A 14,226-nucleotide genomic window follows, 5' to 3' on the forward strand; every position below is an offset into this window, starting at 1 on the left:
AAGTGGGCTATGTTACAGACACAAGAGGGACTCTGTCACCTGAGCGTCAAATTATGTCTCATCTCTCTATATTTTTAGTTACTTGCTATAAAGTTAGGCAAACTAGAGACCTATCGACTCTAGTCTTTTACCTTGTGTTTCTTCACCTAATATTAAAATTACAGCTGCAACCAAAAGTAAAACAATAGTAAACATCATAAAAACATGGCTAAACCCATTTTTGGAAACCATCATATGAGTGACGACTATCGGCGCCAAAATTCCACCTAAACGGCCCATTGCCGATGCCCAGCCCGAACCAAAAGCCCGAATGTTGGCTGGATATTGCTCTGGTGTATAGGTATATAACACTCCCCATGCACCCAAATTAAAGAAGGACATAAGACAACCCCAAAACATAATGCTATTTACACTATCGGCTTGTCCAAAGAAATATGCAGATAAGGCACAAAACCCGATAAATGCAGCAAGTGTAATTTTTCTACCCAATCGTTCTACAAACCATGCCGCTGCCAAGTAGCCTGGTAGCTGCGCCAAAATCATAAGCAAAACATATTCAAAAGATTTAACAATGTCATAGCCCTGTTTCACTAATAAACTTGGCAGCCACGTAAAGATACCGTAGTAGGAATACACAATTCCAAACCAGATGAGCCAAAGCATTAAGCTTCTGCGAGCGAATTGACCACTCCAAAGTTGTTTAAAAGAGACTTTTTGTCGCATGGCTACAGGCACGACTTCAATATGGTGAACAATTTGAACGCCTGCTTGAGCTTCTAATTTTTGAACCAATGCATGTGCTTCTTCAACACGTCCACGGTTAATCAGGTAAGGTATGGATTCAGGGAGTTTTTTCCAAATTACTAAAATATAAATCAGTGGGAGGCCACCCATAAGAAATGCAATGTGCCAACCAAATTTAGGAATAATAAAATAAGAAATGAGTGCAGCAACTAACCAGCCCAAACCCCAAAAACTTTCGAGTAGGACGATAAAACGACCACGTACATGGGCAGGTATATATTCACTCACCAATGTCACTGCAACGGGTAACTGTCCACCAAGTCCAAGGCCAACAATAAAACGGAAAATTAATAACCACTTTAAGTCTGGAGCAAAGGCACATAAGGCAGTCGCAATACTATAGATGGCCATGGTAACTGCAAATATTGTCTTGCGGCCAAAGCGGTCTGCTAAAGCTCCTGAGCAAACAGCTCCAATAGCCATTCCTACAAAACCGATACTCACAATCCAACCGCTTTCTGCTGGCGTTAATACCCAGTCTTTAACAAGCGTTGTCATGATAAAAGCAATGATACCGGTGTCCATCGCATCAAACATCCAACCTAAACCAACCACCCACAGTAATGTGTAGTGAAATTTGCCAATTGGAAGATTTTGTATACGTGAAACCAGATCCATAGGAAAAACTCTACTGGAAAAAATAAGTGAGCAAGACAATATATTTAATTGTTATATCATGCTCACATCGAATTCTGCATGATTAATGTTCGTCAGTTGAAGAAGCCGATTCTGCATCATCATCTTTATAAATAAATTTAGGCATTTCTAAGCCAAAATAGATTGCAATCAGACGTAAGGTAAAGCCAAAAATTAAAGTTGAAATAACGGTTAACTCTAGGCTTAATCCTAAATCCTGACAAACCCAGTAACAGATGACTGCCACAAAAGAGATACTCGCATAGAGTTCACGGCGGAAAACGAACGGGACATCGTTACATAAAATATCACGTAAAATACCACCAGATACTCCAGTCAACACCCCAGCTACTGCTGATACGACAAAACCATGCCCCATTTGTAAGGCAATCTGGCAACCAATAATTGTAAAACCAATCAAGCCTAAAGCATCAAGTACCAAAAAGATGTTATGTAAATGACGCATCCATTTGGCAATAATAATCGTGACAAATGCAGCACAGCAGGTCAGAACCAAATATTCTGGATGTTTTACCCAAGTTAAAGGATAGTGACCAAGTAATACATCGCGCACAGAACCACCACCCAAAGCAGTTACACAGGCAATCAGTACGACACCGAACCAGTCCATACTCCGTCGACCAGCAGACAATGCTCCTGTCATGGCTTCCGCAGTAATCGCAATAATATAAATAACGGTGAGTAACATCGCCCTTTCCCTCAGGCCAAACAGTGGGCGTATTTTAAGATAAACTTACAGAAATTGTGCACAGCATTGCTTAAATTTTTTTCCTGAACCACATATACAAGGTTGTTTCATGGTGACCTGCATATCGACCGTTGGGTCGAGGAAAAACCATTTTTGCTGGTGATAAACAAAATGTGAAACCTCGTGGTGAATTTGGGCTTTTTGCCCATCATGATAATGAGCCTTGAACTCAACCCGTGCATGGGTTTTATCTAATTTTTCGTTGGCGTTAACCACCTCTAAACCCAACCACTGATTTTGTTTGCTCCACTCTGCGATAGCATCTTTATCAAGTACTGTTTGCTGACCTAAAGCGGTCGTTTGCACAATATAATCAATTTGCTGTAATGCAAAAGCGCTATAACGTGAACGCATAAGCTGCTCTGCCGTTAGTGCTTTGGCTGTGCCTAAATGTAAAGGCTCACAACATTGGGTATAGCTGCCTTTTCCACATGGACAAATTTGTTGGGTCATTTAGTGCTTCTCAAATAAAAAAAATAGCTCAGAGTTGAGCTATTTTATGATGTTTCTAGACTTAAAACGTCATTTAATCTTTTGATTCATCTTGTTCGATAGAAACAATATGAACTTTCTCAATTTTATGACCTTCCATCGTAATCACTTCAAAGCGATAACCGTCTGCCTCAACAGCTTCACCATTTTCCGGTAAACGGCCTAAATGGAATAACAAGTAGCCCGATAAAGTTGAATACTGTTCACTTTCGTCAACGAGATCACGACCTAATAAAAGTGATACATGGCGAATATCAGTTGAACCTTCAAGCATTAATGAACCATCTGCCAAGCTTTCAGCAGCAGCGTCTAACTCATCTTCATCTGGGAATTCACCCGCAATTGCTTCTAAGATATCAATTGGTGTTGCAATACCTTCGATTGAACCATATTCATTTAATACGATCGCCATTTGTAAAGGTGCTTGGCGTAATTGCTCCATCACCATAAGTACTTGAGCATTTTCATGCACAATCACAGGTTCACGTAGATGCTTTTGGAAATCAATTACACCTGTTTCAATAAAGTTGTTTAAAACTTTATGCGTAAGCGCAATACCCTCAATATTATCAAGTTCACCGCGTGCAACGATCAAACGAGAATGTGTCATCGACATTAAACGTTCTTTTAAAACTTCAGGTTCATCGTCTAAGTCAATCCACTCAAGTTCAGGGCGTGGAGTCATAACAGATTTTACAGGACGCTCTGATAAACCAAGCACACCTTGTACAAGCACACTGTGATAAGCACCATTTTCTTCGTCAAAAACTTCATCAGCAAAAGCTTGTGTCGCTAATACATCTTCTTTATCAGAAGATTGAGTATCTGAAGAACTACTATTCTTACTGCCTAACATACGTAAAACCGCAGAGGCAGTGCGATAACGTAAGTCTGTAGTGGTAACTAGCTTTTCCTGATTGCGACGCATGCTCTGATTGATAACTTCTACCAAAACCGAGAAGCCAATTGCAGCATATAAATAGCCCTTCGGAATATGGAAACCAAAGCCTTCCACCACCAAAGAGAAACCGATCATCATCAAGAAGCCAAGACACAGAATGACAACTGTTGGATGTTTATTGACGAAGTCCATGAGTGGTTTTGATGCCCACAACATGATTCCGACAGCAATCACAACCGCAACCATCATGACTGACAGCTCTTTCACCATACCTACAGCTGTAATCACACTGTCTAACGAGAATACAGCATCAAGCACAACAATCTGGACAATGACCATCCAGAATGCAGCATGAACCGGATTATCTTCTTTATGAAGTTGTTTTCCTTCCATCCGTTCATGCAATTCCATGGTGCCTTTAAATAATAAGAACACACCACCGAATAACAAAATCAAATCACGACCAGAGAATGGATGATCAAAAATATGGAAGAGTGGTTCAGTCAGCGTCACGACCCAAGCAATCGAGGCCAAGAGTACAAGGCGCATTCCTAACGCGAGCACCAAACCAACTATACGTGCTTTAGCTCGTTGCTCTGGCGGCAATTTCTCAGCCAAAATCGCGATAAAAACGAGGTTATCGATCCCCAATACAATTTCAAGAACGATTAAAGTTGCTAAACCCACCCAAGCAGAGGGATCAGACATCCATTCAAAGATCATTGATCCTGCTCCTGTGTTGTTTGGATTTTATCTTTATTTGGCAACACAACAGGCGCGCCTATACAAAGGGGGGAAAATGTTTTTTTAAGACAAGAAATTAAAACGGAGCGACTACAACCACTACCCATATTTGTTCATATGTTGTTAAACGAATTTTTAGTATAGGCAAGATTTAACATAAATTCATCATTTTTATTTGTTCATGACTAGCATTCACCAAACCCATACAAAACATGAATCTTTCTTATAAATCTGCTTATAAAGTTGTCATATCTTTTGCTTACTGTAGACAAGAAATATGAACGTGATAAGGTAAAAATAAAACAATGAATAGCGTATTAACAATGGCAGTAAATGATTCACCAATAACAGCTGTAAAAACAAAACAACCTCTTATTGCATTATATTGTGGTTCACGTGCAGGAAATAATCCAATCTACCGAGAAAAAGCAATTGAACTCGCTCATGGAATCGCTGAACAAGGCTTTGGATTAGTCTATGGCGGTGCCAGTATCGGCTTAATGGGACAAGTCGCTGAGAGCGTTCTCGCAAACGGCGGTGAAGCTGTCGGTGTGATCCCTGAATTTATGCTTGATTATGAAGTCGCACATGCAGGCCTAACTGAATTACATGTCGTAGAAACCATGCATGAACGTAAAGCCATGATGGCTGAACGTGCAAGTGCATTTATTGCGTTACCAGGTGGTTTAGGAACATTTGAAGAAATATTGGAAATAGCCACTTGGGGCCAACTCAACCAACATCAAAAGCCCATGATTTTATATAACGTAAATGGCTTTTATAACGCACTTATTGCCCAATTAGACCATGCAGTTCAGGAAGGTTTCCTTCCCCTTCAACATCGAGCTAAATTAATTGTATGTGATGATGTTGATCAAATTTATAACGTCATTAAAAACTTAAAAATGCCAAAAAGATTTGTTGTCTAGTTGTCCCCCTACTCTATTTAAAAAAGCGGTTCTGCCGCTTTTTTTGTTTTAACTATTTTCACCTCTGCCTTCAAAAGAACTTAGATTTAGTAAAGGGGTAGTCAACATTGGCTTACTTCTTTTAAATTCAATTTGTTTTACACTAGACCAAAACGTTAATTTTCAAATGTTATGAATGCCACGCCGACACACCAAGCTTTGCAACCCGAATATCGACTACTCGTTCTTTTGGTTTCTATTGGCTTTTTTATGCAGGCCTTGGACACAACCATTGTAAATACTGCTATTCCTGCGATGGCTCATCATCTCAATGAAGATCCTTTACGCATGCACAGCGTAGTGGTGGCCTATGTATTATCGGTTGCTGCCTGTATTCCTCTAAGTGGCTGGTTGGCAGACCGCTTTGGTGTCAGAAATATTTTCTTGTCGGCAATCGTCATTTTTACTCTGGCTTCTTTAGGATGTGGACTTTCACAAAGTCTCAATCAGCTGTTATTTTTCCGAGTCATCCAAGGCATAGGCGGCGCCTTACTACTCCCTGTTGGCCGATTATCACTTTTAAAAATTATTCCTCGAACTCAGTTCTTAGCTGCGATGAGCTTAATGAGCCTTGCGGGTTTACTCGGGCCTTTGGCTGGTCCAACTTTGGGCGGATGGTTGGTTGAAGTTGCAACTTGGCATTGGATTTTCCTGATTAATATTCCTATGGGCATACTTGGTATACTAATGACACTAAAAGTCATGCCAAATGTAAAAGAACCCTCAGTCAAAACATTTGATTTAGGCGGCTTCATCTTATTAGTGGTGGCAATGATTGGATGGTCTTTAGGGATCGAACACCTAGCCTCACCTGAATATTCAAAATGGTTTAGCATTTCATTATTAGTCGTCGGAATAATCGCAACACTATGGTATGCCTATCATTCACATACTCATCAAAATGCGTTATTTCGTAGCCGACTCTTTAGAAACAAAATTTATGCGATTGGTATTTTAGGTAACTTCTTTGCCCGCTTTGGAGGTAATGCTTTGCCTTTTGTTTTACCACTCATGCTACAAGTCGCTTTTGGTTTTGAACCATTTATTGCAGGTTTAATGATGATTCCATTGGTCTTGGGCTCATTATTTTCAAAGCCAATTGTCAGGCCTATTATTCAAAAAATTGGCTATCGACGTTTTTTACTCATTAACACAACATTAGTTGGGCTATGTATTGCCTCTTTTGCAATTATGACCGTCGATACTCCAACTTGGTTTAGAGCCTTGCACTTTTTCTTGTTTGGCACATTAAATTCACTGCAATTTGTTGGCATGAATACATTAACCTTGAAAGACTTGCCTCAACAAGATGCGAGTAGCGGTAATAGTTTTCTATCGATGATCATGATGCTATCAATGAGTATTGGCGTGGCACTGGCAGGTACACTCATTAACGTATTTACCAATTATTATGGCCCAGCTCATGTAACCACTGCATTCCATGTCACTTTAATTTGCCTCGGTTGTATCAATGTCATTACTGCTTTTATTTTCTGGCAAATTCCAAAGGATACGTCTGTATAAGCGGTTGCATTTTTAGCATGGTTTCTCGCTCGTGAATCACGCTATGATGTCGACTTCAAATTTTAATGAGTTTTGAATGAGCAAACTGGCTAAAACTTTTTTCACATCACAGCACAATACCCTAATCGGAATTGGCTTAGCTTGTGTTATGGGAGTCTTAGCTTATTTTGGTCTGTTCTATCAACAAAAAGCTATTGCGCAGGATTATCCGGTGCAAGGGTTCGATGTTTCTCATCATCAAGGTGATATTAACTGGAAAAAAATATCACCGGAAAAATTCCAATTCGTCTATTTAAAAGCGACTGAAGGCGGCGATTACAAAGATTCAAAATTTCAGGAAAACTGGCTCAAGGCACGTGAACATGGTTTTCATGTAGGCGCTTATCACTTTTATCGTCTATGCCGTGATGGTAAAACGCAAGCGGATAACTTTATTGCGACTGTACCCAACAAAGCCGATGCCCTTCCTCCTGTTATCGATCTAGAATATGACGGTAACTGTATTAATGCACACACCAAAGAACAATTACTTAAAGAAATAGGCATCATGCATGACCGCTTAAAGCAGCACTATGGCAAACAGCCTATTTTTTATATTTCCAAAACTTTTTACCACATTGTATTAATAGGAAGTTTCCCTAATACACCACTTTGGGTCAGAGATTACGAAGGAAAACCTGAGCTGAAAGACAAAAGAAAATGGCTCTTTTGGCAGCATAGTAATCAAGGTAAAATTGAAGGCATCACAAAGTCTGTAGATCTCAATGTTTACGAGGGATCTATCAAACAATGGCATCAATTTTTACAGCAGCAAGGCATCGTGAAAGCACAATAATATGCGCAAAATTATTCATATCGATATGGATGCCTTCTATGCATCAGTCGAATTGCGAGAGCGTCCTGATCTAAAGCATCTTCCCGTCGTTATTTCTTCGCATCATCCGCGAGCTGTGATTGCTGCTGCCTCCTACCCTGCCCGTGAATTTGGTTTGCGTTCTGCCATGTCGATGAGTCAGGCAAGAAAACTATGTCCTCAAGTTGTCATTATTGAACCAAATTTTGAAAAATACCGTACGGTTTCCGCTCAAATTCACTCAATCTTTCAGCAATATACACTACTTATTGAGCCTTTATCTTTAGATGAAGCTTATTTAGATGTCACTGAAAACCTAAAACAGATTGCGAGTGCAACTGAAGTTGCCATGCATATTCGGGAAGATATTTTTAGATTAACCGGATTGACCGCATCAGCAGGTGTAGCACCAAATAAGTTTTTGGCAAAAATTGCTTCCGACTGGAATAAACCTAATGGTTTATGTGTAATCAAACCTTCACAAGTTGCTACTTTTATTCAAGACCTTCCGCTTAAAAAGATTCCTGGTGTGGGCAAAGTCACTCAGGAAAAATTACAACAGCTTCAGCTACATACCTTAGGTGATTTACAGAAAATTGAAGAAGCTGTTTTGGTTCACCACTTTGGTAAATACGGACAACAACTCTATCTATATGCTCAGGGCATTGACCATAGACCTGTTCAAGCTGAAAGAGCTCGCCAACAAATTTCGAAAGAGACCACTTTTGACAGTGATTTTACTTTGGCTCAATGTCAGCCCTATTGGCAGGGATTAGCTGAAAAAGTCTGGCAAACACTAGAGAAAAAACAACTCAATGCACGTGGTGTGAATATCAAACTTAAACTCAAGAATTTTCAGACTTTACAACATAGTAAAAGCTTTAAAAGACCGATCCAGTCGCTACAGGACTTAATCCAAGTTTTATTTTTATTATTAAATGAAATGCAGATTCCCGAACATTTCCAGTTTCGCTTGATTGGTATAGGCGTTTATCAATTACAGACCCAAGCTGATGACTTCCAGCTTAACCTCTGGTAATTGACTAATTTTCACTCAAAAGAGCAACTTTTAAACAAAATAGACTCCCTTTTACTAAAACTTTAGAGTAACCTAATCCACGCATATTCATTACCCATGTATTTGCAACATGCCAAAGCAACCTTTACTTTCGGCATATCGTCCTGTGATTGGCGTGACGACCAAATCCGAATATTGCAGGGCACAAATGTGCCCTTTATCTTATAAAGAATTAATATTACAGCATTTCTCTACCGCATCTTCCGTTAAAATAACTCAATAAAATTACAACATATTAATTAGTTAACCATGATGAGTCCTAAACAAATTTTATGTATTGAAGATGAAGCTGCTATTGTGCTTCCTCTACGTTATGCGCTTGAACGTGAAGGCTGGAATGTCAGTTGGGCAAATACGGGGACTCAAGCATTACAATATCTTTCAGCACAAGCTTTTGATTTTATTATTTTAGATATCGGTTTACCTGATCTTAATGGCTTTGAAGTCTGCAAACAACTACGCCAAAAATATCAAACACCTTTATTATTTCTTACTGCACGAGATGATGAAATTGACCGGGTTGTCGGTTTGGAAATCGGTGCAGATGATTATTGTACAAAGCCTTTTAGTGCACGGGAAATTGTGGCTAGAATTAAAGCCATTTGGCGTAGAATGGAAGTACAAATACAAAGTAATTCAAGTCACAATCCAATCTCTCAGGCGGCAATATTTGCTCCATGCTCGATATGGTCATGCAATCCACAATCTTTGCAAATTAAATATTATGGAAAATCATTACAACTGACACGTTATGAATATCGATTGTTATTTTTGTTGATTCAACATCCTGAACAAGTCTTTAGCCGTCAGCAATTAATGGATCATATTTGGGAATATCCTGAGCATAGCTTAGAACGCACAGTCGATACGCATATCAAAAGTTTAAGGCAAAAACTAAAACAAATTACCCCTGATAATGATCCCATTCAGACGCATCGAGGGTTCGGATACAGTCTAGTGAAGTTCGGTTAATCAATGTCCATCTTTATCCGCATTTGGTTTTTCTTTAGCTTAGTGGTGGTACTGAGCCTAAGCTTTATTGCTTATACATTAAACCAACAGGTCAAACCAAATGTCCGCCAAGTGGTCGAAGATACACTTGCTGAAAATGCCAATATTATTGCCCAACTGATTGCAGAAGATGTAGCACAAAAACAAGTTAGTACGCCCGAATTTGATCAAAAAATTCAAGCAGCATTATCTCGCCAACTGAATGCTACAATTTGGCAGCATAAAAAAGATGAAATTAATCAACAACTTTATATAACAGATCAGCACGGCATAGTAATCTACGACTCAGAAGGTCAAGCCGTTGGGCAAGATTATTCAAAATGGAATGATATTTATTTAACCCTACAAGGTAAGTACGGTGCACGTTCTACTGCAACCACACCTTATGACCGAAACAGCAGTGTAATGTATATCGCTGCGCCGATTATCTACAAACACCAATTAATAGGTGTAGTCAGTATTGGTAAACCAAATCAATCCGTGCAACCGTATATCGCACGTGCCGAACGTCAACTGATTTATCAAGCGCTGTGGATCGCTGCACTCAGCTTATTACTTGCAAGCATGGTGGCATATTGGTTAAGACACAGTATTGATAAAGTACGTCGTTATGCTCAAGCACTAGCACCTGTCAATCAAGCTCCATTTTTTTATTCTGCAAAAGAGCTGAACCAAGTCACTCAAGCACTCAGTGAAATGCGAGAGAAACTCGAAGATCGTGCTTATGTCGAAAATTATGTAAATACTTTAACCCATGAATTGAAAAGTCCACTCACGGCGATTCAAGCCAGTGCAGAACTATTACAAGATGATCTGCCCTTAGAAGATCAACAACAATTTGCTGCACATATTGTTGAGCAAAGTCATCGCTTGCAATCTCTCATTGAACGAATGCTGTTGCTGACACGCCTAGAGAAAAATCAGCATGTTTTAGAATTCCAAAATGTTGATTTATTAAAACTAATTCGAGATTGTTTGATTCAACAACACAGTATTTTTCAAATTAAACAAATTCAAATAAAGCTGAATCTTCCTGAAGATTGTACAATTTATGCTGATCCCTTTTGGCTTAAACAAGCCATCAATAATCTCTTAGATAATGCAAGAGACTTTTGCTCTGTACAAGGTCTTCTCACCATTCAAGTCAGGAAAAATACTGTCACTGATGGCATTGAAATTCTGTTATTCAATGAAGGTGAAGCCATTCCTGAATATGCCTTAAATCGTGTATTTGAAACCTATTTTTCATTACCACGTCCGCATAACCAGCAAAGAAGTACAGGTATCGGGCTAAGTATCGTGCAGCAGATTATCCAACAGCATCAAGGTCATATCACTATTCAAAATATCCCTGAAAATTATTTGGATTTTTTAAAGCAACACAAATCGGGAGTATTGGTAAAAATTTTACTTCATCAAAACTTCACATAAGCTTCAACTGCAACTCATTTAAAACGCATATCGATTCGAGACACTGGTCATATCAGAATGACAATGGAATCCACTATGCGTAGAAACTTTATCAATCTTAAAATAGGAGCGGTTTTATTCCTAATTTTGATTTTTTATATTGGCCTCTTTTTTATTTCAAACTTGGTAGATGAACGCCAAAGCTATCAACAACAAGTAATTCAAGACATTGCAAAAGAACAAATTCGCCCCCAACAAGTGATCGCACCATATTTAAAAATCCCTTATCAAGTTCAAACCATATGTACCGATGAGCAAAAGAAAACTTACGCTTGTATCCAAACATTATTTGTCACCCTAGGGGCAGAATCAACGGACTGGAAAGCTCAGTTTAAAGTTTCTGATAACACTTACAAACGCAATATGTATAAAGCAATTAGCTATCAAAATCACATGTTAGGTAAAGGTGTATTTAAAGGCACAATGCTTGAATCACAACGCAACTATCTTTGGGATCAAGCTGAAATCATTTTTCCTATCCAAGATGCTCGCGGTCTAAACGCCAAGCCAACATTTAATATTGATGGAAAAAATTATAAATTTGACTTTTCTGCGCAAAGCCAAGGTCAACATGGCTTTGATCTTCTTCATATCACCAGCAAGCAATATCCTGAACTGATCCTAAAATTGCAAAAAGGTTTTAGCTTTAGTCTGCAATTTGATTTAGAAGGTTTAAGCGAATTTGCCTTTGTTCCAACCAGTTACGAGATGACCTATCAAGCTAAAGGCAATTGGGGAGATGTCAAATACGATGGTCAAAGTTTGCCTTTTAAGAAACTGAGCAAAAAACAATTCTTTGAAGCTGACTGGAAAAATATTGCTTTAGGTAAACGTAATTTAGATCGTCTCTCAACCTGTGCAAATAGTCAGTGTTTTTACCAAGCTGTAAATACTCAAAGCAATCTGATCAGTAATGTTGACGCTGCTTATGCTACTTCAAATACATCTTCAAACAACATTTCTGGTATTTCAACGCAGTTTTTAGAACCCGTTAATATTTATACCCAAACTGATCGTGCCATCAAATATGGCATTATGATGATCATTATTACCTTTGGTTGCTTCTTCTTATTTGAAGTATTGAAAAGTCTTAAAATTCATCCTATTCAGTACGCTCTGGTGGCTATGGCACAAGGTGTATTCTTTGTTTTGCTTTTATCTATAAGTGAATATTATGCTTTTGGCCTAGCCTACCTCGTTGCGGCAGTTGCATGTATTGGTTTGATTACTTGGTATTTATACTTTGTCGTTCAAGGTTTTAAAGCCGCCATACTCTTCGGTGTTTTGCTCAGTGCTTTATACGGCATGATGTATCTATTACTACAATCCAGCGGCAAGACCTTCCTTTTTGGCTCTATTCTTTCGTTCATACTAATTGCATGTGTCATGTACATCACACGCCATGTTAATTGGTATCAGTCCGAACAACAGCGCATCTAAATCTATCGGACGAAGTTAAATTTTTATATTAAAATTAGGATCTTACCATGTATCAAACGACCAAATCAGCTTTAAATCAACTCAAACAATTGTGTCCAAATCAAAGCTCCGTTGCAGCTTGCTTGAATCAGCTTCGGCGCGCCAAAATCCAATTTTTAAATTTAGGTAATATTATCGTTTGCCCACAATACCGCTCTATTCTTATTTTTAAACAGCGTAAATTAATGGAAATAGAAACTTTTTCAGCCTAATTTAAAGAAATTTACACTGCATTAGAATTGTATCAAGTACAATCTTTTCTATCGTTTTTATATCAGGTAAAACTTATGTCTGTGCAGCGTTTACACATTACTTCACGCTACTGCGAAGTCGCGATTTCAGGTAATTTAGTCCACTTAGCAGGACAACTCGCAGACGATACAAGCGCAGATGTTACAGGACAGACTCAACAAACTTTAGCTAATATTGACCGTCTATTGGCAGAAGCTGGAACAGATAAAACCCATATTCTTTCTGTCATGATTTTCCTAAAAGATATTGAAAAAGATTATGCAGCTATGAATGCGGTTTGGGATGCATGGATTAGTGAAGGGAACCCACCAGCACGCACATGCGTAGAATCAAAACTCTATGCGCCAGATGTACTTGTAGAAATGACAGTTGTTGCGGTACTTCCATAATTTTTACAATTATAAACCTACATAAAATTGAGCAATATCTTAGGTGATATTGCTCAATTTTTTAGTAATTTTAAAATTTTGAATTTCAGCATTTTATTAAGATATTCTTAAATGAGCTCTCAGATTAGTTGCGCTAATGTCGAATTTTTAAGGCTTCACAAAAGCATTTGACATTCTTTCTAGCTGGGGTGTCGCATGCAAAGTTGCTAATTCTGATTCAGGACTCAATAAGTCTCTTCTTAAGTCATGATAATCAGGCACACTACTATAATGAAGCACACGATAGCCAGCCAATTGTAATAGGCGACGCTCATATTGTTGATGCGCTCGGCGTAAACCGTTTTCCCCTAGAACAACAACTACAACTACCTGATAATTTTGATCAAGCACAACAAAATCAGCTGACATATTTTGATATTTACGACGTGTATGCGCGTATTTTGTAGTTAGAAGTGCATCAAAAGATACATGCGCTAATACTGTAAATTTGGGCAAAACAGTTTGTAGTCTGGTTAAGGTCATTTGCTCATGGCTAGTTAACACTGCACGGCGCTTTAAAGCACTATCATGTTGATGCCTTCGTGACAGACTTTTCACTGCCATAACAACAACCAAAAATAATAATAAGATCGTGATTAAATAATACATGGGCCTAATCCTTTAAGTTTTTTATAATGATTTTGCTAGATCACACTTTGTTTTAATTGATAACGACACAGCCGTTTTTTAAAAGGTTCACTTAGTAATTTCACTTGTAGTTATCAAGCTTGGCTTAAATTTAGCCACCCTCACATTATTTATAATCATAGAATCAATAACAATCAAGTGCAGCTCGTCAGATTTTGGCTATTTATCA

General features: G+C 38.5%; 15 protein-coding genes. 9 read left to right on the forward strand and 6 right to left on the reverse strand.

Annotation, left to right across the window (positions count from 1 at the left end; all coding sequences use genetic code 11):
- Nucleotides 1-102: 102 nt before the first annotated feature.
- From niaP to AC52J8_RS17175, 4 genes are all read right to left on the reverse strand, one after another.
- Entirely contained in the window at nucleotides 103-1,422 is a 1,320-nt protein-coding gene (gene niaP, locus AC52J8_RS17160; RefSeq protein ID WP_068930527.1) for a niacin transporter NiaP, read from the reverse strand.
- 82 nt (nucleotides 1,423-1,504) lie between these two features.
- Nucleotides 1,505-2,149, reverse strand: coding sequence for a trimeric intracellular cation channel family protein (locus AC52J8_RS17165; protein ID WP_002121256.1), 645 nt, complete (start codon nucleotides 2,147-2,149; stop codon nucleotides 1,505-1,507).
- 45 nt (nucleotides 2,150-2,194) lie between these two features.
- A complete protein-coding gene (locus AC52J8_RS17170) occupies nucleotides 2,195-2,662 on the reverse strand; it encodes a YchJ family protein (protein WP_057084826.1) in 468 nt (155 codons plus the stop codon).
- Between the two features lie 73 nt (nucleotides 2,663-2,735).
- A complete protein-coding gene (locus AC52J8_RS17175) occupies nucleotides 2,736-4,325 on the reverse strand; it encodes a TerC family protein (RefSeq protein WP_002121643.1) in 1,590 nt (529 codons plus the stop codon).
- Nucleotides 4,326-4,651: 326 nt separating this feature from the next.
- On the opposite strand from AC52J8_RS17175, the gene AC52J8_RS17180 reads away from it, so the two are divergent.
- From AC52J8_RS17180 to dinB, 4 genes are all read left to right on the forward strand, one after another.
- Complete coding sequence (locus AC52J8_RS17180) at nucleotides 4,652-5,275, forward strand: LOG family protein (protein ID WP_002062375.1); 624 nt, start codon at nucleotides 4,652-4,654, stop codon at nucleotides 5,273-5,275.
- 171 nt (nucleotides 5,276-5,446) lie between these two features.
- Nucleotides 5,447-6,838 carry a multidrug transporter subunit MdtD gene (gene mdtD / locus AC52J8_RS17185; RefSeq protein ID WP_033851272.1) on the forward strand — a complete coding sequence of 464 codons (1,392 nt, stop codon included), beginning with the start codon at nucleotides 5,447-5,449 and terminating at the stop codon, nucleotides 6,836-6,838.
- A 76-nt stretch (nucleotides 6,839-6,914) separates the two neighbouring features.
- Nucleotides 6,915-7,673 carry a glycoside hydrolase family 25 protein gene (locus AC52J8_RS17190; RefSeq protein WP_086398711.1) on the forward strand — a complete coding sequence of 253 codons (759 nt, stop codon included), beginning with the start codon at nucleotides 6,915-6,917 and terminating at the stop codon, nucleotides 7,671-7,673.
- Nucleotide 7,674: 1 nt separating this feature from the next.
- Entirely contained in the window at nucleotides 7,675-8,730 is a 1,056-nt protein-coding gene (gene dinB, locus AC52J8_RS17195) for a DNA polymerase IV (RefSeq protein WP_002121640.1), read from the forward strand.
- A gap of 4 nt (nucleotides 8,731-8,734) precedes the next feature.
- On the opposite strand, the gene AC52J8_RS17200 is transcribed toward dinB, so the two are convergent.
- A complete protein-coding gene (locus tag AC52J8_RS17200) occupies nucleotides 8,735-8,851 on the reverse strand; it encodes a hypothetical protein (RefSeq protein ID WP_081310191.1) in 117 nt (38 codons plus the stop codon).
- Nucleotides 8,852-9,018: 167 nt separating this feature from the next.
- On the opposite strand from AC52J8_RS17200, the gene creB reads away from it, so the two are divergent.
- The 5 genes from creB to AC52J8_RS17225 all read left to right on the forward strand — a co-directional run bounded on the left by creB (nucleotide 9,019) and on the right by AC52J8_RS17225 (nucleotide 13,370).
- The gene (creB, locus tag AC52J8_RS17205; protein WP_086398712.1) at nucleotides 9,019-9,741 is read left to right on the forward strand and encodes a two-component system response regulator CreB; all 723 of its coding nucleotides are present in this window, start codon (nucleotides 9,019-9,021) and stop codon (nucleotides 9,739-9,741) included.
- A 42-nt stretch (nucleotides 9,742-9,783) separates the two neighbouring features.
- Nucleotides 9,784-11,211 carry a two-component system sensor histidine kinase CreC gene (gene creC, locus AC52J8_RS17210; RefSeq protein ID WP_250621367.1) on the forward strand — a complete coding sequence of 476 codons (1,428 nt, stop codon included), beginning with the start codon at nucleotides 9,784-9,786 and terminating at the stop codon, nucleotides 11,209-11,211.
- Nucleotides 11,212-11,286: 75 nt separating this feature from the next.
- The gene (gene creD / locus AC52J8_RS17215; protein ID WP_086398714.1) at nucleotides 11,287-12,690 is read left to right on the forward strand and encodes a cell envelope integrity protein CreD; all 1,404 of its coding nucleotides are present in this window, start codon (nucleotides 11,287-11,289) and stop codon (nucleotides 12,688-12,690) included.
- Between the two features lie 47 nt (nucleotides 12,691-12,737).
- Entirely contained in the window at nucleotides 12,738-12,941 is a 204-nt protein-coding gene (locus tag AC52J8_RS17220) for a hypothetical protein (RefSeq protein ID WP_014208145.1), read from the forward strand.
- A gap of 75 nt (nucleotides 12,942-13,016) precedes the next feature.
- Entirely contained in the window at nucleotides 13,017-13,370 is a 354-nt protein-coding gene (locus AC52J8_RS17225) for a RidA family protein (RefSeq protein ID WP_086398715.1), read from the forward strand.
- A 147-nt stretch (nucleotides 13,371-13,517) separates the two neighbouring features.
- Here AC52J8_RS17225 and AC52J8_RS17230 read toward each other — a convergent pair whose 3' ends face one another.
- A complete protein-coding gene (locus AC52J8_RS17230) occupies nucleotides 13,518-14,018 on the reverse strand; it encodes a DUF2726 domain-containing protein (protein WP_017385843.1) in 501 nt (166 codons plus the stop codon).
- Between the last annotated feature and the right edge of the window lie 208 nt (nucleotides 14,019-14,226).

The sequence above is a fragment of the Acinetobacter sp. S-1 genome (genome assembly GCF_059579785.1).